This window comes from Bradyrhizobium lablabi (genome assembly GCF_018131005.1).
In the GTDB taxonomy this organism is placed as follows: domain Bacteria; phylum Pseudomonadota; class Alphaproteobacteria; order Rhizobiales; family Xanthobacteraceae; genus Bradyrhizobium; species Bradyrhizobium lablabi_D.
In genome coordinates this window covers 117,803-136,201 of record NZ_JAFCJK010000008.1, presented here as the reverse complement: position 1 = coordinate 136,201, position 18,399 = coordinate 117,803, and the positions used below count along the sequence as shown (strand labels likewise).

Genomic DNA, 18,399 nt, shown 5'->3' with positions numbered 1-18,399 from the left:
GCCTACACAGCGTTCGGTCGACGCCGGCGACGCCAGCGCCACAGCAGCGCGACGAGCGCGATCAACACAAGACCGGCCGCGATCACCTTGCCGGCAAAGCGTCCGCCGGGGCGGTCGATTGCGCGCGACCACAGCGATGGTGTCTCGCCCGGGCGCGGCAGGCGGAACGCCACAATGCTGTCGCCGATCGAGGTGCCGCCCTCGGAATGGCCACCTGCCCCGATCGCGACATACTGCTCGCCCTTCCAGAGATAGGTCATGGGATTCGCAATGCCGGGCACCGGCAGACGGCCTAACCACAATTCCTGTCCAGACTTCGCATCGAACGCGCGCAAATAGGCATCCATCGCGCCGGTGAAGACGACCCCTCCGGCAGTCACCACGACGCCGTTGACGAGCGGCGTGCCCCAATGGAATGCGATGCCCAGCGGCGCCAAATCCTCGCTGGTGCCGACTGTCGAATGCCAGAGAATCTTGCCGGCCTTGAGATCGACCGCCATCATCTCGCCCCATGGCGGCTTGTTGCAGAGGATTCCGAGCGGCGACCTCGCCACCGTCCGCGTCATCGCAAACGGCGCGCCGTCCTGTTGACCGAAATCATGGCCGGGCCCTTTGGCTTCCTCGCGCGGGATCAGCTTGATGATCTGAACGGCGTGGCTGACATTGGCGTAGAGGATCTGGTTGACCGGATCGAAAGCGGCGCTACCCCAGTTCACGCCTCCGCCGGTCATCGGATAGAACGCCGTGCCTTGCGTCGATGGCGGTGTGTAGAGTCCTTCGTTGCGGGAGTCGCCGAACAGCTTGTCGCAGGCCGAACGACCGAAGCTCGGCACCGCTTCGAAGGCGTCGTCGGCGGAGATGCGACGCGGCGGAATCAGCGATGGCACGTGGGTCGGAAACGGCTGCGTTGGCGAAAGCTGTTCGCCATCGGCTCCGTTCTGCGGCACCGCGCGTTCCTCGACCGGCCAGACTGGCTTGCCGGTATCGCGGTCCAGCACGAACACAAAGCCCTGCTTGGTCGGCTGGATTACGACATCGCGCATGCCCTCGCCGGTGTCGATCCGGGCGAGCGTGGGTTGCGCGGGAAGGTCGTAGTCCCAGACGTCGTGATGCACGGTCTGGAACGACCACACCAGTTCGCCGGTCTCGATCCGCAGCGCCACAACGGAGTTGGCATGCTCGTTGTTGCCCGGCCGCTTGCCGCCCCAGAAGTCGGGACTGGGTGATGTCGTGGGCAGGAACACCAGTCCACGCTCGTCGTCGGTCGACATCGGTGCCCAGACATTGGTGTGGCCGGCACTGATCCCGTCATGCATCAGTGGATCGAAGCTCCAAAGCATCCGTCCGGTGCGCGCGTCGAAGGCGCGCACCGCGCCGGCGGGGGCATCGACCCGCTGATTGTCGGCGATCGACGAGCCCACCACGACGACGCCGCGGGCGATCACCGGCGCCGACGTGATCTGGAATTCGCCGGGCCATCGCAGCGTCATCCCTGGATCGATCTTGATCTCGCCGCCGGTCCCGAAGTCTGCACAAGGCTTGCCGGTCCGCGCATCGAGCGCGATCACGCGCACGTCGTTGGTACCGGTGAAGATGCGCGACCGGCACGCGGCGTCTTCGGGGGCGCGATCGTCGATCCAATAGGCAACGCCGCGGCAGACGTAACGATTGGCCGGGCGCTGCGCGGTGCTGATCTTGGGATCGTAGCGCCATTTTTGCGCGCCGGTGCCGGGATCGAGCGCAATGACCTCGTTGAACGGTGAACAGAAGATCAGGCTGTCCTCGACGAACAGCGGCGTCGCCTGGAATTTGGTCCGCTGCATCAGTGCTGGCGCGCGCACGTCCAGATCGCCGGTGCGGAATTCCCAGGCTCGCACCAGAGTGCCGACATTGTCCGATGTGATCTGCCTCAACTGCGAGAAGCGCAATCCGCCGCGATCACCGCCCCAATACTCCCAGGCCAGCGCGGGTGGCGCGAGAAGCAGCAGCACTGCAAGCAGGCGAAGCATGCCGCGTCGCAGCTATTTCGGCTTCTTGGCGGGCTCTGCGGGCTTGGCGATGCTCCAGGGGTCGTATTTTTCCTTGGGCTCCGGAATTCGATCGAGCGCGGCCTTGTAGGCCTTTTCATCGACCTGAGGTTTCTTCTCGGTCTTCTTGTCCTCACCTGGCCCTCGTCGTCCCTGCGCAAGCGCTGGGGTCGCGATGAGCGACACAACCACGGCCGCAACGGTGAATTTCTTCATGTCACGCCTCTCCCCTTAGGCGACAGAAACAATCCGCAACATCAGTTCGCGCTAAGGATAGCTTGTCTATCAGCTTTTGTTGATCGACAAAACGCGACGGCCCGCGAATTTCATCACGTTTCGGAGCGCAATCTCGGTGGCTACAGCTTAGATGACGCCCATGGGACAGGGACGAGCATGGATTGCGGCGCTGCTCTTGAGCGGCGCGCCGATGTTGAGTGGCTGCGGGCTGGCTGACAGCCACGCACCCGTGCCGGAGTTTCTGCGCGTCAAGGCACCCGAGCCGCCGATCGAGGCGCCGCCGGACATCAAGCAACTTGTCGGCGCAAAGCTCGATTCGGTCTTTGCGTCCGGTTCGCAGCCGACTCATGTGCGGGTCTCGGCGCCATTGCACGATCCGCGCGGCCTCGGCTGGACCGCTTGCGTCCGCGCCGAACTGACATCGGTGATCGGCAAGCCGCTCGGCACCCAGACCTACCGCATCTTCATCAGCGATGGCGTGATCTCCGACCGCCGGCATATCGAGGCCGACGACAACTGCCTGACAGAGACCTACGAGCCGCTCTAGCCGCGTCTCGCGCCGTCCCGCGGCCTCATGCTGAACGGCCCGTTAACAAGAGCGCTCAAATTGCGTCGCGGCGCCAACGGCATTTCCATTTCTTTCCGATAGCATTGCCCATGACGAGCCCAAGCCGATTGGGAGACGCGTTGTGCCGGGGAATTGGGGACGTGGCCGATATTGCTGACCAGGCAGTGATCCGCCGTACATCGATCGAGGATGCCAGGGAGAGGTGCGCGCGTACGCTTCCGCCCCTGTCCGATATGTCCGTCACCCAATGGGGCCGGCTCGCCGAGCGCGCGGTCGAGGCCAACGGCTATTACCAGCCCGACTGGGAGCTGGCGGTCAATGCGTCGGCCCGCGGTCGCACCGACGCCCGCGCGCTGAGCGCAACCAACGATACCGGGCAACTGATCGGCCTGCTGCCTGTCGTCTCGATGCAGCGTGCCTGCAAGATTCCCCTGCCCGCCCTCGTCGGCGCTGAGCCCTATGGCACGTTGTGCACGCCGCTGCTCGATCGCGATGCGGCGGAGGATGCCGCGGCCATGATGCTGCGGCAGGCGCGAGCCTCTGGCGCGCATGCACTGGTCCTGCGCACGATGTCGCTGCGGGGCCCGGCGATGACAGCGATCGAAGCGGCGCTGCGGCGGGACGGCCTGCGTCCGCGTGTGCTGCACGCCCATCAGCGCGCCGAGCTGGATGCAACGCGCGACGCCGACGAATTGCTGCGCGATGCGCTCGGCGCCAAGAAGCTGAAGGAGCTGCGCCGCCAGCGCCATCGCCTCGCCGACCAGGGCACAGTGCGCTTCGACGTCGCCCGCGGCCCACGCGAGGTCGCGACAGCGCTCGAGGCCTTCCTCGCCCTCGAGGCCGGCGGATGGAAGGGCAAGCGCGGCACTGCGCTCAGTCAGCATGCCGGCGACGCCGCGTTCATCCGCCGAGCGACAGTCGCGCTGGCCGAATCAGGCCGGTGCGAAATCGTGACGCTGCATGCGGGGGGAAAGCCGGTCGCGGCAGGGATCGTGCTGCGCCACCACGACCGCGCCTTCTTCTTCAAGATCGGCATCGACGAGCGTTTTGCGAAGTTTTCGCCCGGCGTGCAATTGACGATCGAGCTGACGCGACACCTCTGCGCCGACCCCGCGATCGCCTCGGCCGATTCCACAGCAGCGCCGGGCCATCCCATGATTGATCCGATCTGGCGCGGCCGATTTGCGATCGGCGACGTGCTGATCCCGCTGCGCGGCAACGATCCCGTTGTCGCAGCAATTCATGCAGCGCTTGCAGCCCGGCAATTCGCGCTGGGGCAAGCGCGCCGCATGGTTCACTTCATTCGCGATTGCCGGGGCAGATCCCCGTAGAGCTCGGCTATTTCAGCGGCGAGTGCGGCGCCGGCAGCATGATGGTCGAGTGCATTTCCTCCAGCACCGCCGTGCCCTTGCCGAGGAATTCCAGCCACGCCGGATCCTTCAGCGCATTGCCACGCGCTTCCGTGCGCGCGTTGAGACTCGGGTAAGCCCAGATGTGGCAGACCTCGTTCGGCTGCCCCGTCTCCGTCTGCCAAAGGCCGACGATCTTGGAGTACTTTTCGCGCTCGGGAAGCACCGCCGTGAACAGCTCGAGCCACTGCTTGGCGCCGCCGAGGGGCTTGGCGCGATAATTGCGGAACTCGTAGATGTTGCCGGTTGTGCGCGGCGCGACCGGCGCAATGATGGCATTGAGCAGGCGGACCTCCTGGCGTACCAGGAGCGGACGGATCGCCGGAATGTACTCGCCGTTCCAGCGCGGGTTCTTGGCGAGCTCGGCTCGCAACCGCGTCCGCTCGGCAAGATCGCTGTAGCTCCACATGTGCATGACCTGGTTGAGCGGGCCGATCTCGGTGATCCAATAGCCTTCAAGCTTGCCGAAATCGTCCCCGCGGATGTCGCGCGACAGCGTGCTTGCCGCCTTGACTATCTCGCCGACAGTCCCCGGTTTCACGGTGTAGGTGCGCAACTCGTAGATCATGGCGATTCCTCAATTTTGTTGTGATCGATCTGGACAACAGAGAGCCCGGCGCGAGGCCGGGCTTTCGCAAACACCGCTACTCTGCCGCCTGCGTGTTGATCTCGGCCGAGACCTGACGGATCGCGCGGGCGAGCTGCTCGGCGGGCTGCGCGCCGGAGACAGCGTACTTCTGCGCAAACACGAACGTCGGCACGCCGGAAATGCCCTTGTCGGAGGCCTCCTGCGCCTGCGCAGAGATCAGGGCGACGTCCTCGTCGGTGGCAAGGCGCTTGCGCACGTCGTCGGCGTCGAGCCCGACATCTTCAGCCGCCTGCACCAGCACGTTGACATCAGTGAGATCTCCGCCGTCGCGGAAGTACAGCTCCATCAGCCGCTGCTTCATTTCGGCCGCCTTGCCCTTGGCTTCGGCCCAGTGGATGAGCCGATGGCAGTCGATGGTGTTGGGCTGGCGCTTGACGAGCTCGGGGTGATAGCTCAGCCCCTCCTCTCCGGCCGCCGTCACCACGCGGCCGGCGATGCCCTTGTAGGCCTCGACCGAACCGAACTTCGTGGTGAGATATTCCTCGCGACTGATGCCCTCGCGCGGCACCCAGGCATTGAGAAAGAACGGCCGCCAGCGAACTTCGACCGGAACGTCGGGCACCAGCGCAAGCGCATTCTCGATCCGCCGTTTGCCGATATAGCACCAGGGGCAGACGACGTCGGAGACGATGTCGAGGCGAAGCGGTTTCAGGGTGCTGCTCATGGGGCGTCCTCTGGAATTGAGCTCCAAAAGTAGGCAAAAAGCGCCCCGAGACAAGCCGCTATTTGATACTGGCAGCTATCTGCCGCATCCGTTCCGCGGTGAGATCATCGGCCGGGAAAAACGTTTCCAGGGCCAGCTCCTGCAGCGTGATGTCAACCGGCGTGCCGAACACCATCGTGGTCGAGATAAAGCTCAGCACCTCGCCATTGTGGCGAAGCTTGAACGGGATTGCGACATTGTTGTCGGGCGAGATCGGCGCCGACCGCGCCGGGATCGGATAGGACTTCAGGTCCTGATAGAGCTTCAGCAGCTCCGGATCGGCGGTCGCCTCGCATTGCCGATGCAAGCGCTCCAACAGATGCGCGGCCCATTCCGGCAGATTCACGGTGCGCGGCGCCAGCCCCTCCGGATGGAAGGCAAGCCGCAGGATGTTGAAGGGCTGGCCGAGCAGCCGCTGCGGCACGCCCTCGAGCAACGGCGCGACCATCCGGTTGGCGGAAACCAGATTCCAGTGCCGGTCATAGGCGAGCGCCGGATTGGGCTCATGCGCCTTCAGCACGAGGTTGATCGCCTCGCGCGCCGATTTCAGCGCGGGATCTTCGAGCGAGCGCTGCGGGAAGGCAGGCGCGAAGCCCGCAGCGACCAGAAGCACGTTGCGTTCTCGGAGGGGCACGTCCAGTCGCTCCGCCAGTTTGAGCACCATGTCACGCGATGGCGCCGAACGGCCGGTCTCGACGAAGCTCAAGTGCCGCGCCGAGATCTCGGCGTCGACGGCAAGGTCGAGCTGGCTGAGATGGCGGCGCTGCCGCCATTCGCGCAGGTGCTCGCCAATGTGGACCGATTTTGCGGGCTCTGCCCGCGCCGTGGATGCATATGCGTTCATGATGCAGAACCTACCATGCGGATTTCGCCCATTCCATTACGTGCCAGGTAATCGAATTCGCTCGCGCGGCGGATCATCTTCCAACGCACAGGAGATGACCATGCTGATGCTGTCCCTCATCCGCGCCTTCGCCGTGCTGGTTCCGTGGCTGCTTAATCTGGCCACCTGGCTGGTGGCACGCTCCCTCAACATGCCCCAGCCGCTCGTGCACGACACTGGCCTGTTCATGTTCGCGCAGGTGCAGGCGGTGGAGAGCCGGGTCGGCAAGGCGCTCCGCCCGGTCCGCCTGCTGCGTCAGCTCCGGGCCTGGTTCAACTGACGCCCACGAGAGGAGAAAATGCCATGATCAATTCGTCCCAGTTCCTGCGCCGTGCACTGCTCGCGGATGCCATATTCAGCGGGGTATCGGCCATTGTGATGACCCTCGATGCCGGCGCGATGGCGTCCTTCCTCAATCTGCCGGAAGCGCTGTTGCGCGAGACGGGTCTGTTTCTGATTGCCTACACCGCGCTGGTCGGTTGGCTCGGCACACGACCATCGGTGCCGAAGGCGCTGGTGATGATCGTGATCGCGGGCAATGCCGCCTGGACGCTCGCCAGCATCGCGTTGCTGTTTTCCGGAGCGGTGTCGCCGAATTTGCTTGGCACGATCGTGGTCGTAGCCCAGGCGATCGCCACCGGCGTGTTCGCCGAGCTGCAATATATTGGCCTGCGCAGGAGTGACAACGTCGTGACGGCATAAGCCGCGCCCGTCATTGCCAGCGAAGCGACTTGTCCGCCGTAGCCTTGGCGAAGGCGGAAGCAATCCATCGCACCACCAGCGGAGCGATGGATTGCTTCGTCGCTTCAGTGTACAATTGCTTTGCAATTTTGTCGCGAGCTCCTCGCAATGATTATCAAACAGCGATGAAGACACGAGTTCGCATTCTCGCGACATGATTTGTCCGAGTTTTGCATCTCGTTTTACCCTCTTCTTTCGCAGAGGGCGCAGGGAAAGCCGGGTGCCGATTGCACCCATGGGCCCGGTGCAACAAGAAGCACCGGGGTAGGACCACAGGTGTAACCGGAAACAACCCGGCTTTCCCTGCGCGATGGTTTTACGGTTTCCTTCGTGCTCTTCCCGGCGAGACCAGACTTTGATTGTCACCGTCGTCCGCGGGACACATCCCGCGAAGTCAACGCCAGCCTTGGGGCGTCCGAACCACACGACTTCGCCGTCCGCTTCATGCGCACTCGTCTTTTGCGCATTCCCCGTCCACCGCATCCCACCGCAACACTCGTGACGATCGCGACGCGCCCCTCAATCGGGTGAGACGGGCGGATTATTACATCGATTTGCATTTCTGAAAAACAGAAATATTTTCGCGCGGCGGCTTGCGCCGTCGGGCAAATCGGGGGTAGAGCCGATCTGCATCCCTTCGTCATTCCGGGCCGATGCGCGGGGCCGAGCCCGCCACTTTGCTCTTAGACGTATCAGGCCGCGTAGCCATGAGTGAGGCCGTGTACCCATAGACATCGTGGCGTGACGCGATGATGTCCGCTTTGCTCACAAAGCGACCCTGCGGCGGCGCAATATGTCGCGAAGGGCCAGTTGCAGCCAAACTTTGCTGAAGAGCCTTCTGGAGAAGCTCATCAAAAATCAGCGCCGAGGTCATACGCTTCGGCCGCTACTGATCGCCTCGCCACGCGGTGAGGCGCGGGATCCAACGCGGCACATTGATGCGGAACGCTTCGTATTTCGCCGCGAATGACTCTTTTAGCGTCGGCTCTTCGTAGCCCACGACAAACAGGTGGCAGAGGAGCCAGAAGACTGCGCCGTAGGCGAACAGCCGCCAATCACCGAACAGGACCGCCTGGCCGAAAATGACGGCGACGACCGCCACGTAGATTGGATTGCGCACATAGCGATAGAGGCCCGTTACGACGAGATGCTGGGTTGGGGCGATCGGCGCCGGCGTGCCGAGCCCCTGCAGCGCGAAGCGCGCGAATGAATCCACGAGCCCGGCCACGCCGGCAAGAATTAACGCGGCGCCGACGAAGCGCGTAAGCTCGACGCCGAGAAACGACAACCTGAACTCCCAGCGCGAAATCCACCACGGGATCACCCCGGCCACCACGCAGGGCACGAACACGAAGAAGATGGCGGTGCCGATGACGGCGGCGGTTCTTCGCATGGACGCGATCCGTTCCTTGCTATTCTGGCGCTCCGCACCGGGAGTGCGGAAGGTCCGCCATCATGGGTCAAAACCGGTCAAGCTCAGGTCGAGCACAAGATTTCTGCTTCACCCACAATACCCGACATTTGAGCGGACATCGTCGAGCGCCGCTTCGGGCCATAACCGGAAGTTGCTGCCTACAAAGTCCGGCCGGGCCCCGAGGAAAGGACGCCCGGCCGGATTGCCGTGGCATCAGTTGTCCGCGTCGGCGCGGGCGTGCCTAATGACACTATGCTCATCGCGGGTTAGCTGCACCGGCGCGAGCTTGAAGGTGAGCTTGTCGAGCTTGCCAGTGAAGCGGAAGGGAACCTGATAGTCCTTGTCTTCAACGCCGGTGCGGGTATCGACACCCACGTCGAAGGTTTCCTCGAGGGCAATGATGAACGGAATAGTGTGCGGGATTTTTCTGGTGGCTACCTCCTTGTCGTCCACCTTCAGCACACCCGTTCCGCCCTTTCCGAAGCCGGGTCCATCGTACTTGAAATCGAACACGATGGTGTGCTTCCCCGGCGCGAGCGCGTCCTGGCCTTCCCAGCGGAAGCGTTCGAGATCAAGGAAGTTGTAGACGAATATTGGCTTGCCCTTGAGCAGATACAGGCCATAGCCACCGAAGCGTCCCCCTTCAGTGACGATCATCCCTTCGCTGCTGTCTTGCGAACCTGTGCGCCCAATGGTCGAGCCCACACCGCCCGGAACGTCCACTTCTGCGGTGATTGTGTAGGACCTGTTGAGGATGCTTGGTGCATCGCTCTCTGGCAGACCGGATATCTCGCCCGAGTAAGTGAAGGTGTTCCGACCTGCGGTAGCACTGGGCCGTGGTGCGATGATGCGTTGAAGGACCGAGTTGTCCAGTGGAAACACGTTGTACTTGGCCGCCTCCACCATGAACAACTGCTGCAACTCGCGGAGCTTGTCCGGCATCTTGGCCGCGAGGTCGTTGCTCTCCGAGTAATCCTCGGCAATGTTGTAGAGTTCCCACTTGTAGCCATTGACCACGTCCTCGGGCAGCTTGGCAGTCCCCAGGAGCCAGGGCGGCGCAGGTGGCGTTGTCGCTGCTATCCAACCGTCATGATAGATGGCGCGGTTGGCGAACATCTCGAAATACTGCGTTGTTCGCGCGGACGGCACGTTGGCGCTCGACTTGTCGAAGGTGTAGGTCATGCTGACACCTTCAATCGGCTTTTGCGCGATGCCGTTGACCATCACCGGCGCGGGAATGCCGGTTGCCTCAAGGATGGTCGGTACGATGTCGATCATGTGGTGGAACTGGGTGCGGATGCCGCCCGCATCCTTGATACGGTTCGGCCAACAGATCGTCATGCCTTGGCGGGTGCCACCGAGGTGCGACGCCACCTGCTTCATCCACTTGAATGGCGTGTCGAAGGCCCACGACCAGGCTACCGCCATGTGCGGATAGGTCGCGGCCGAACCCCAGGCATCGTACGCTTTCAATTGCTCGGCGACCGGCAGGTCCAAAATACCATTGTAGGCGGTGTATTGGTTGGGCGTGCCGACCGTCGTGCCCTCCGCGCTCGTTCCGTTGTCGCCGCTGATATAGATGATCAACGTATCGTCGAGCTTGCCTTCGTCCTGCACTTCCTGGATCACGCGGCCGATTTCGTGGTCGGTGTAGGCGGCATAACCGGCGAACACTTCAGCCTGCCTTGCAAACAGCTTCTTCTCATCGGCCGTCAAAGTGTCCCATTTCTTTAGGTCATCCGGCCACGGTGTGAGCTGCGTGTTCGCTGGGATGACGCCGAGCCGTTTCTGATTGGCAAAAATCTGCTCGCGAAGGGCGTTCCAGCCCATGTCGAATTTGCCCTTGAACTTGTCGATCCATTCCTTGGTCGGCTGATGCGGCGAATGGGTGCCACCGGGCACGTAGTAGACGAAGAACGGCTGATCCGGACTAGCCGCATTGAGCTGTCGTAGGTGCGCGATAGCATCGTCCGCCATGTCCGTGGTCAGATTGTAGCCGGGCTTTCCGACCCAGGGGAAAACCTGGGTGGTGTTCCGGAACACGTACGGCGTCCACTGGTCGGTCTCGCCGCCCATGAAGCCGTAGAAGTAGTCGAAGCCCATGCCCATGGGCCATTGATCGAATGGTCCCGTCACGCCGTACTGATAGCTTGGCGTGTTGTGGTTCTTGCCAAACCACGAGGTGGCGTAGCCGTTCTGTTTCAGGACCGTACCAATGGTGGCACTCTCTGGTCCGATGATGCTGTCGTAACCCGGATAACCGGTCGCTTGCTCCGAAATGATGCCGAACCCCACTGAGTGGTGGTTACGGCCGGTGATCAGCGCCGCCCGCGTCGGTGAGCAAAGTGCTGTGGAGTGGAACTGAGTGTAGCGCAGCCCCATCTGCGCAATGCGATCCATCGCAGGTGTCGGGATGACGCCGCCAAACGTCCCCGAAACCCCATAGCCCTGGTCGTCAGTCATGATCAGGAGCACGTTGGGTGCCCCCTTGGGCGGCACCACGCGGGCCGGCCAATACGGTTTCGATTGGCTGGCTTGAAGGTTGATGTCGCCACCGAACTTCGGCGGCGGCGGCGGAAGATACTTTCCATCAATCGTCGTCGTGGCACCGGGCGAACCCGGCGTGCCAGTGATCTGTTGTGCGGCCGCCGGCAGACCTGAGATAGTTGCGACGGCAACCGATGTTAATAGCCCGAGCCGGATGCTCCTCGTCACACTCATCGTTAGCTTCCTCGATCTTTGTTGCTTTCGAGGGCCCAATGAGACCTGATGAACTATGAGGCCGTTTGGGCCCTTTGACAGACACTGAATGGAAAATGAAATGGTGCTCGTCCGGATTGATCCAGATCAAGCATGTCCGCCTTGGGGTCAAAATGAGAAAGGCTCGCATTGAGCACAAGTGGTCCGGTCTTGCTCAGAGAGCTGACCTCACAGCGGACTTGTTGAATCGGCGGCAACGGGCCATGTGTGGACGGCTCCGGGTTGGCAAGGAGAATCTTCACTTGCGGCGTTGGTCGGAGCAGCCATGTGTTCGGCCTGTTAGCGCGGTACACGTGACCGCTGGCCATAATGCCCTCCGCGGATCAGGTCCCGGTCAAAAGCACGCATTCGAAGATGCCATGGCCCGTGTGGGTTGTCCTGATCGCCGGATCGACCGGCGCTGCATTACGTGCTGTTCGTCCTCCCAACCGTTACGCCACACCGGATGTCCAGTGTGATCTCGTTTACGCCGTGAGAGCGGCGGGTTCCTTGTAGCGTTCGTTCTTGGCCATCATCGCCCAAGCCATCCTGGCGAGTTTGTTGGCGAGCGCGATGGCGGCGACCTTGGTGGGACGCCGGGCCAACAATCGAGTGAGCCAGGGCCGATGACCGGTGCCATGGATCTTGGCATAGCGGATCACGGCGAGCGCGCCGGCCGTGAACAGGCTGCGCAAATAGCGGTCGCCTTGCTTGCTGATCCTGCCAAGCCTGTCCTTGCCCCCGCTCGAGTTCTGCTTCGGCACGAGCCCGACCCAGGCCGAGAAGTCCCGTCCCGATCGGAAGGCCCTGGGATCGGCAACGCTGGCGACCAGCGCTGTGGCCAGCGCCGGCCCGACGCCGGGGATCGCGTCCAGCCGCTTGCTCGTCGCCCTTGATCGATGCCAGGCGATGATGCGGCGATCGAACGCCAGGATTTGGGCCTTCAGTGCCCGCAATTGACTGCCGAGAGCCGCAAGACACGTACGGGCCACCTCGGGGAGCCGGCGGTCGGCTGGATCGGCAACGACTTCCAGCAGTTGCTCGACGCCCCTGCGCCCGACCGGGGCAACGATCCCGAACTCGGCCAGATGGGCGCGGATCGAGTTGATGACGGCTGTCTGCTGACGGATGAAGAGATGGCGTGCCCGATGAAGCATCAGACAGCTCTGTTGTTCGACCGTCTTGGTCGGCACGAACCGCATGTTGGGCCGCGTGACCGCCTCGCAAATCGCCTCCGCGTCGGTAGCATCGTTCTTCTGCCGTTTCACGTAGGGCTTCACCTAGGCCGGAGGCATCAATCGCACCGTATGCCCAAACGCCTGCAGCTCGCGGGACCAATGGTGCGATGACGCGCAAGCCTCGATCCCCACCAGGCATGGCGGCAGCTTCTGGAAGAATGCCACGACCTGCCGGCGCCTCAGTTGACGGCGTACGACCACCTGGCCGGCGGCATCAACGCCATGCACTTGGAAGACCGACTTTGCGATATCCAGACCGATTGTCGAAATAAACTGCATAGCTTGCTCCTCCGAATCGTAGGAGCCTCAAACGGCGCCCACACCTTGGCACTCTCGCGCCGGTGGAGGAGCCGTCCACAGCATCAGGTGCGGACCCATGCGCTATTTCCGGGGGCAGCCGCTCAAGTGCAGTGCCATTACGCGAGCGCCAATCGGACGGATCATTGATTCAGATCAACGGTGCTGCGGCGGCCCGTGATCAATTTCCGCGTCCATGGTGGCGACTGATGGCTTGGAGTTGAGCGGTCATGGGGCAACTTTACGGCTTCCCCCTTCTCTTCGTTTTTCTTGGTGGCGTCGCCGTTGTCTTTTTGGCGCACGAAATCGGATGGCGACTTGGCAAGCGGAATGAAGGCAAAGGCGTAAGCAACCATCTCGCCGCGCTGGAGCAAGTGCTTCTCGGAATGGTCGGCTTGATGGTTGGTTTTAGCTTTCTGATGGCGCTCACGCGTTTCGACGCGCGACGCGAAGCGACAGTCAATTTGGCCAACGCAATCGGCACCACGGCGTTACGTGCGCGCTTGCTGCCAGAGCCCACCCGGAAAGAGACGCTGAAGTTGCTTCGGGAATATGCCGAGATGAGGACGGCCCTTTCCACGACCGAGCAAGCGCGGGTGGTGCTCTTAGCTCGTTCGAACGAAATCCATGAGGCATTGTGGCAGCGCGTTGAAACTCTTTCCGTTAAAGACAAGGAAATGGTGCCCACCGGGCTCTTTATCCAGACGCTCAACGAGATGATCGACAACCAAGCGAAACGTCTTGCAGAACTGCGAAACCAAATTCCGGAAGAAATAATAATCGCGCTCTTTGCGATTTGCGCTGTTTCCTGCGGCTTTTCAGGCTACGCGAACAGGCTTGACCCGCTTCGGTCTCGCTTGCCTAGCCTCATCACAGCAGCGCTGGTCAGTGTCGTCATATATCTAATAATTGATCTGGATTCCCCACGTGCCGGAATCCTGAGGGAAGACGTGCGACCCATGATTGATTTGGTCAAGGGCCTGCCGGTTATCACTGACTAACCGTCGTGCAGGCGGGACGAGATCAACGGCTCATGCTTTGTGCAAGGGCCCACAGGATTAACGAGCCGATTACGGCACCACGAACCGCGTCAACGGTGCTCGCAAACCTGACCAGCATACCATCGCCGGTAGTTTGACGATCCGGCAATAGTTGGGTCAATCAGTTCCCTTCTGATTGCTTTGAGCCGGGTCAGCGTGCCTTCCTCGTCGGCAGAGGCGGCTATACCCAGCGACATCCGCCGGCTGCACCGCCGCCAAAGCAGAGGTCGGCCAAGAGCGGCGCGATGTCCGTTCCTGGCCCAGAAGCGGTCGACCCAGCCTGGCGCGATGTTCCGCCCGGTTCGCCCTCAATAGCCGACATGAGCGGTTGCTACTTTCTTCTGCTTAAGCCGCAGCGGAAGTCGCTCGCCCATCAGCCAAACTTTTCCGCCCGCCCGCACATCATTGTGAGCCGGGGAACTGTTGCTGCCGCATTGGTTTCACCGAATGGCCACGAGAGAATCCAACGCTAACCAAACTTCGTGGATAGTGCGTTTGGTTCCCAAACTGAGAAAAGGAATGACCATGCGCATCGTCACTGCATCCGTCATTATTGCAGCACTCTCCCTTGGGATGACCGCTTTCGTGCAGGCACAAGGAGCGTCCCCGCAGCCCCGTGCACAGGAGCCGCCTGCTCAATCCGACACGGTCATTCGGAGCATACAGGTAGTCGGCATCGAGCAATTGCAACCTGCGGTCCGCTCAAAGGTCGATGCAATCGTCGCGCAGACAAGCGAAGAAGATTTGCAATCACTTCGGAAGTCCATTGACGCGACACCGGCGGCAGTATCTGCGCTTAAAGCGAAGGGCTTGAGCTCGTCGCACGTTGTTGCCATCAACATCGCCGACGGTGTGCTCACGATTTTCGCCAAGACAGCCTAGAGCGGGCGTTCCAGTGTAAGCTCCACCATGGATTGTCACCGCTCCAAGCTCAACGGTACCGTGTTCGGCATACATGATTGGCTTACCTATCTATGGGATCAAGCGGCCACGTGTCGGAAACGTGTCGAGCAAGCCGACGATCCTCTCGTGAAAGCCGAATTGCTTGCGTTGGCGTCGGTCTGCGAGGAGATCGCCGATAACATCGAAGATCATTTGGCAGGCGGGGAAGGCCGTGCGCCGCGCGGGCCAAGGCTGTCGTGAAAGAGGCCGCCAACTGAGGCGGCCTTACTACATAATCATCACAATGACAGCGATGGCGATAGGAGACAGACAGAGCGCCACGATACTAGCTCGATAAAGCAGGTCGCTCACGACGGAGCCGCTTACTTTGGCGGTTGCAGTCCCGGCGATGTCAGCCACTCGTGGATGTGAGAGGCGGTCTCGATCTGGCAGAGCTTCCGTTCCAGCAAGTCGCGCTCTGGTCCGGGTTCTATATTTTCAAACGCTTCTTCGACGCGGGCCTTCTCCGCGTCCATATTCTCTTCGAACGTGTGGGGCTGTGAGCGACGCCTCATGGCGCTCTCCTTCCCTGCTAGAGTGGGCGGGAGCGCGGTTGGTCTCTCTGTCACCGATAGCTGCCGGGATTATCCGCGCGGTGATAGACGTTAACCTACACCCTGGGCGGACGTTCCGAAAGGAACTTTGTTCCCGGCATTATCATCGGACAGCGCTCCTGCCGCGCATGGGAACAGACTGACAGAGCTTAGAAGCAGGCTCTGGCTGACCATGAAATCGCACATTTGAGTCATGGTCTGGCCATCAAATTTTCGGAGACGGCTGAGGGAATTGCCGTCAGGATTCAGGAGTTACCATCGGATATGAGAAAGCAGCCGATGATCCGCCGACTCTGGTTCGTAGCGTGGGCGTTGAGCCTCTTCTCCCTGCTGGTTGTCGCCGGCGCTCAGGCTCAAACTGCACAGGCGCCGGCATCGCCCAATCCAGATGTGGCTCCCCAGGCCGGTTCTCCTTCGGGTGCGCAGGTCACCGCGCAGCCGGCAAAACCGCCTGCCGCTCCGATCAACACGGCCGAGATCGTTGCACGTGCCAACAAGAGTGTCGGCGTTGACATCGAGAAGAGGATCACGGGTTGGCAACAGGAGCTTTCGCGCCTGGAGAGCGAGCTGCAAAAGCCGCGCTTGCGCTATTCGGAACTGAATGACTTCCGTGACAAGCTCCAGGGCGTTCGCGGCGAGATTGGGAGCTTCCGCACACGTCTTGAACCTGCACTCGCGGCCGCCAAGGACCAATTGGGCCTGCTCGGGCCGGCGCCGGCCGCCGGTCAACCACCCGAGCCGGACGACGTAGCACGAAGTCGGGCTGACCGGACCTACTACCTCGGAGTGTTGACCGGAGGTCAGAAAGAGATCGACTCCGCGAACCTGCGCATCGACAAGCTCATCGATACCATCCAGGACATCCGTCGAAAGAATTTCGCCACGCGCCTGTTGCAGCCGGTCCCTGGCATCTACTCGTACGCGACCTGGTCGGCAGTGCCGGACTATATCCCATTGGCCACGTCCCGCGTTCGCGACATCATGGCCGGCTGGTGGGGCGGTCTCGGCGATCAGGACGAGGTGTTACTCGTCGTTTTCGAAGCCGGACTGCTCCTGCTCGGGCTCGCTGTTGCCGCCGCCTTCGGAACCTGGCGGTTGCGCCGCCGGCCGTCCGAGGAGGTTGATCAGCCCTTCTGGCGGCGGGCCGCGGTCGCCGGCGCCATCGCCTTGCTGTGGATATTGCCGGCCGTCGTGCCGATCGCTTTCCTCTACGAGCTCGTCGCCGACGCGCAACAATTGCCTAAAAGCGTCGATTGGCTGCTTTACTCGACGGCGCAATCAATCATCACCGTTCTCGCGGTCAGCGTGCTTGTCATCAGTGCGTTCGCACCGAGGATGCCGCATTGGCGGTTGATCCCCGTCTCTGATCGCACGGCACGTCAGATTTGCGGGCTCCTTCTGGCACTCGCAATCGTGTACGGTGTGACCACGTTGCTCTACATGGTCACCCGCGTCGTGCAGGCCCCCTTTGCGCTGACGATCGCGGTCGCACTTCCGTCGAGCCTGCTTGTTGCTGGAATCATCGTTGCCATCCTTCTTACGCCGCTGGAGGGGCAGCACCAGCACCGAACCCTCTCACCGCGGCTGCTCGCCGTGCTGCGGGTCCCTGTCTGGATTGCAGTCGTCGCGATCGTCGCATCGGCGTTTGCCGGGTACTTGGCGCTTGCTCGGTTTCTCGCGCAACAATTGGTCGTGACCGTCTCCATTATGGCGTTTGCCTACCTGCTGCTGCTGTGGGTCGATGGACTGATGCAGGGCTTGGGCGACGAGCGCGCAGCGACAGGCCGCTGGCTCAAGGAAAGCCTTGGTGAGCAACACCGGCGGCACGAGCAGTTGGTTCTGCCGATCGGCCTGTTCCTCAAGGCTCTTGTGATCATATTGTCCGTGCCCCTCATTTTGCTCCAGTGGGGTTACAGTTGGCCGGAAGTCTACGACTGGTACACGCAGCTCTTCTTCGGTTTCCGGGTTGGCAACACCCAAATATCCATTGCGGTGCTCCTTGCGTCAGTGATCGTGTTCGGGCTCGCCTATGGCGCCGCGCGACTTTTCCAGGGCTGGCTCGATGAGCGGGTCCTCAAGGCGGCGGGTATTTCGGGTGGCCTCCGCGATTCGATTCGCGTTGGCGTGGGATACGGCGGCGTCGTCATCGCAACGCTTGCGGCTTTCTCTTACGCAGGCTTCGACCTGTCCAGTCTCGCGATACTGGCTGGCGCATTCTCCGTCGGTATCGGTTTTGGTCTGCAAAGCATCGTCAACAACTTCGTGTCAGGGCTGATCCTTCTGGCTGAGCGCCCCATCAAGATCGGTGACCTGGTCGTCGTCGGAGGCGAGGAAGGTTATGTTCGCAAGATCAGCGTTCGTTCGACCGAGGTCGAGACGTTTGAGCGCGCGAGCGTTGTGATTCCGAACTCCTACTTCATCACGGAGAAGGTGAAGAACTGGACATTGCGCGACAACAAGCGTCGCATCGCGATCCCGGTCAGGGTTGCGAATGGCTCCGATCCGCGGGCGGTCAAATCGATTCTTCTCAAGGTCGCGGAGGACCACCCCAGTGTCCTGACACTGCCTGCACCGTCCTTCGATTTTGAAGATTTTGGGTTAGACGGCCTCACGTTCAAACTCTACGCTTTTGTCGATCTGCGCGCGGGTGGCAACGTGGCCGCTGATCTAAGGATCGCCATCCTGGAAGCCTTCCAGGAGGCCGGAATCCAGATCCCGTCCCGGCAGGCGGAGGTCACGCTGCAGACCATCGACTTGTTGCGCGAGACGGCGGAACATCTCTCAAGTGACGCTCATAAGACAAGGGTCGAAGTCAAAGGGCCTGCCGCAGGGCGGCTTGCCAATCTACCAAGACAGCCGGCAAATCTTGTCGGACCCTAGGCTTGCTGCGAACGCGATCGAGACCTTGCACTTTTCGACGATAGACTCGAGGCTAACGCTGAAATAGTTGGAGAACCA

Annotated in this window: 15 protein-coding genes and 1 pseudogene; 7 read left to right on the top strand and 9 right to left on the bottom strand. The window is 61.8% G+C overall.

The genetic code is table 11. From position 1 onward, the window contains the following. Positions 1 to 2 precede the first annotated feature (2 nt). Together JQ553_RS24235 and JQ553_RS24230 are read right to left on the bottom strand one after the other, a co-directional pair. The gene (locus tag JQ553_RS24235; protein WP_212502542.1) at positions 3 to 2,009 is read right to left on the bottom strand and encodes a pyrroloquinoline quinone-dependent dehydrogenase; all 2,007 of its coding nucleotides are present in this window, start codon (positions 2,007 to 2,009) and stop codon (positions 3 to 5) included. 12 nt (positions 2,010 to 2,021) lie between these two features. Next, entirely contained in the window at positions 2,022 to 2,243 is a 222-nt protein-coding gene (locus tag JQ553_RS24230) for a hypothetical protein (RefSeq protein WP_212502541.1), read from the bottom strand. 160 nt (positions 2,244 to 2,403) lie between these two features. Here JQ553_RS24230 and JQ553_RS24225 point away from each other — a divergent pair, with 160 nt between their 5' ends. Further along, a complete protein-coding gene (locus JQ553_RS24225; RefSeq protein WP_212502540.1) occupies positions 2,404 to 2,811 on the top strand; it encodes a hypothetical protein in 408 nt (135 codons plus the stop codon). 161 nt (positions 2,812 to 2,972) lie between these two features. Further along, the gene (locus tag JQ553_RS24220) at positions 2,973 to 4,163 is read left to right on the top strand and encodes a GNAT family N-acetyltransferase (RefSeq protein ID WP_312015192.1); all 1,191 of its coding nucleotides are present in this window, start codon (positions 2,973 to 2,975) and stop codon (positions 4,161 to 4,163) included. 7 nt (positions 4,164 to 4,170) lie between these two features. Here JQ553_RS24220 and JQ553_RS24215 read toward each other — a convergent pair whose 3' ends face one another. The 3 genes from JQ553_RS24215 to JQ553_RS24205 all read right to left on the bottom strand — a co-directional run bounded on the left by JQ553_RS24215 (position 4,171) and on the right by JQ553_RS24205 (position 6,437). After that, complete coding sequence (locus JQ553_RS24215) at positions 4,171 to 4,809, bottom strand: NIPSNAP family protein (RefSeq protein WP_212502538.1); 639 nt, start codon at positions 4,807 to 4,809, stop codon at positions 4,171 to 4,173. Between the two features lie 76 nt (positions 4,810 to 4,885). Beyond that, positions 4,886 to 5,554, bottom strand: coding sequence for a DsbA family oxidoreductase (locus tag JQ553_RS24210; protein ID WP_212502537.1), 669 nt, complete (start codon positions 5,552 to 5,554; stop codon positions 4,886 to 4,888). Between the two features lie 58 nt (positions 5,555 to 5,612). Continuing rightward, positions 5,613 to 6,437, bottom strand: a complete 825-nt coding sequence (locus tag JQ553_RS24205; protein ID WP_212502536.1) for a helix-turn-helix domain-containing protein — start codon at positions 6,435 to 6,437, stop codon at positions 5,613 to 5,615. A gap of 94 nt (positions 6,438 to 6,531) precedes the next feature. Here JQ553_RS24205 and JQ553_RS24200 point away from each other — a divergent pair, with 94 nt between their 5' ends. Beyond that, entirely contained in the window at positions 6,532 to 6,756 is a 225-nt protein-coding gene (locus JQ553_RS24200) for a hypothetical protein (RefSeq protein ID WP_212502535.1), read from the top strand. Positions 6,757 to 6,779: 23 nt separating this feature from the next. After that, positions 6,780 to 7,178, top strand: a complete 399-nt coding sequence (locus tag JQ553_RS24195) for a hypothetical protein (RefSeq protein ID WP_212502534.1) — start codon at positions 6,780 to 6,782, stop codon at positions 7,176 to 7,178. A 925-nt stretch (positions 7,179 to 8,103) separates the two neighbouring features. Here the strand turns inward: JQ553_RS24195 and JQ553_RS24190 are convergent. From JQ553_RS24190 to JQ553_RS24180, 3 genes and pseudogenes are all read right to left on the bottom strand, one after another. Then, the gene (locus tag JQ553_RS24190; RefSeq protein WP_212502533.1) at positions 8,104 to 8,610 is read right to left on the bottom strand and encodes an isoprenylcysteine carboxylmethyltransferase family protein; all 507 of its coding nucleotides are present in this window, start codon (positions 8,608 to 8,610) and stop codon (positions 8,104 to 8,106) included. A gap of 234 nt (positions 8,611 to 8,844) precedes the next feature. After that, positions 8,845 to 11,352 (bottom strand): arylsulfatase, encoded by a 2,508-nt coding sequence (locus JQ553_RS24185; protein WP_212502532.1) that lies wholly within the window; start codon positions 11,350 to 11,352, stop codon positions 8,845 to 8,847. A 503-nt stretch (positions 11,353 to 11,855) separates the two neighbouring features. Then, positions 11,856 to 12,887 (bottom strand): annotated as a pseudogene (locus tag JQ553_RS24180) (IS110 family transposase). 248 nt (positions 12,888 to 13,135) lie between these two features. Here JQ553_RS24180 and JQ553_RS24175 point away from each other — a divergent pair. Together JQ553_RS24175 and JQ553_RS24170 are read left to right on the top strand one after the other, a co-directional pair. Beyond that, positions 13,136 to 13,906 (top strand): hypothetical protein, encoded by a 771-nt coding sequence (locus tag JQ553_RS24175; RefSeq protein ID WP_212502531.1) that lies wholly within the window; start codon positions 13,136 to 13,138, stop codon positions 13,904 to 13,906. A 558-nt stretch (positions 13,907 to 14,464) separates the two neighbouring features. Then, positions 14,465 to 14,827 carry a hypothetical protein gene (locus tag JQ553_RS24170; protein WP_212502530.1) on the top strand — a complete coding sequence of 121 codons (363 nt, stop codon included), beginning with the start codon at positions 14,465 to 14,467 and terminating at the stop codon, positions 14,825 to 14,827. 383 nt (positions 14,828 to 15,210) lie between these two features. Here JQ553_RS24170 and JQ553_RS24165 read toward each other — a convergent pair whose 3' ends face one another. After that, a complete protein-coding gene (locus JQ553_RS24165; protein WP_212502713.1) occupies positions 15,211 to 15,402 on the bottom strand; it encodes a hypothetical protein in 192 nt (63 codons plus the stop codon). A gap of 303 nt (positions 15,403 to 15,705) precedes the next feature. On the opposite strand from JQ553_RS24165, the gene JQ553_RS24160 reads away from it, so the two are divergent. Then, positions 15,706 to 18,321 (top strand): mechanosensitive ion channel family protein, encoded by a 2,616-nt coding sequence (locus tag JQ553_RS24160; RefSeq protein WP_212502529.1) that lies wholly within the window; start codon positions 15,706 to 15,708, stop codon positions 18,319 to 18,321. Positions 18,322 to 18,399 lie beyond the last annotated feature (78 nt).

What these genes read in the sequence shown, in the direction of transcription:
- JQ553_RS24225 (WP_212502540.1), top strand. Translation starts at nt 2,404, where the DNA reads ATGGGACAGGGACGAGCATGGATTGCGGCGCTGCTCTTGAGCGGCGCG.
- JQ553_RS24165 (WP_212502713.1), bottom strand. Translation starts at nt 15,402, where the DNA reads ATGAGGCGTCGCTCACAGCCCCACACGTTCGAAGAGAATATGGACGCG.
- JQ553_RS24210 (WP_212502537.1), bottom strand. Translation starts at nt 5,554, where the DNA reads ATGAGCAGCACCCTGAAACCGCTTCGCCTCGACATCGTCTCCGACGTC.
- JQ553_RS24235 (WP_212502542.1), bottom strand. Translation starts at nt 2,009, where the DNA reads ATGCTTCGCCTGCTTGCAGTGCTGCTGCTTCTCGCGCCACCCGCGCTG.
- JQ553_RS24170 (WP_212502530.1), top strand. Translation starts at nt 14,465, where the DNA reads ATGACCATGCGCATCGTCACTGCATCCGTCATTATTGCAGCACTCTCC.
- JQ553_RS24200 (WP_212502535.1), top strand. Translation starts at nt 6,532, where the DNA reads ATGACCATGCTGATGCTGTCCCTCATCCGCGCCTTCGCCGTGCTGGTT.
- JQ553_RS24215 (WP_212502538.1), bottom strand. Translation starts at nt 4,809, where the DNA reads ATGATCTACGAGTTGCGCACCTACACCGTGAAACCGGGGACTGTCGGC.
- JQ553_RS24185 (WP_212502532.1), bottom strand. Translation starts at nt 11,352, where the DNA reads ATGAGTGTGACGAGGAGCATCCGGCTCGGGCTATTAACATCGGTTGCC.
- JQ553_RS24175 (WP_212502531.1), top strand. Translation starts at nt 13,136, where the DNA reads ATGGGGCAACTTTACGGCTTCCCCCTTCTCTTCGTTTTTCTTGGTGGC.
- JQ553_RS24195 (WP_212502534.1), top strand. Translation starts at nt 6,780, where the DNA reads ATGATCAATTCGTCCCAGTTCCTGCGCCGTGCACTGCTCGCGGATGCC.
- JQ553_RS24190 (WP_212502533.1), bottom strand. Translation starts at nt 8,610, where the DNA reads ATGCGAAGAACCGCCGCCGTCATCGGCACCGCCATCTTCTTCGTGTTC.
- JQ553_RS24230 (WP_212502541.1), bottom strand. Translation starts at nt 2,243, where the DNA reads ATGAAGAAATTCACCGTTGCGGCCGTGGTTGTGTCGCTCATCGCGACC.
- JQ553_RS24205 (WP_212502536.1), bottom strand. Translation starts at nt 6,437, where the DNA reads ATGAACGCATATGCATCCACGGCGCGGGCAGAGCCCGCAAAATCGGTC.
- JQ553_RS24160 (WP_212502529.1), top strand. Translation starts at nt 15,706, where the DNA reads ATGAGAAAGCAGCCGATGATCCGCCGACTCTGGTTCGTAGCGTGGGCG.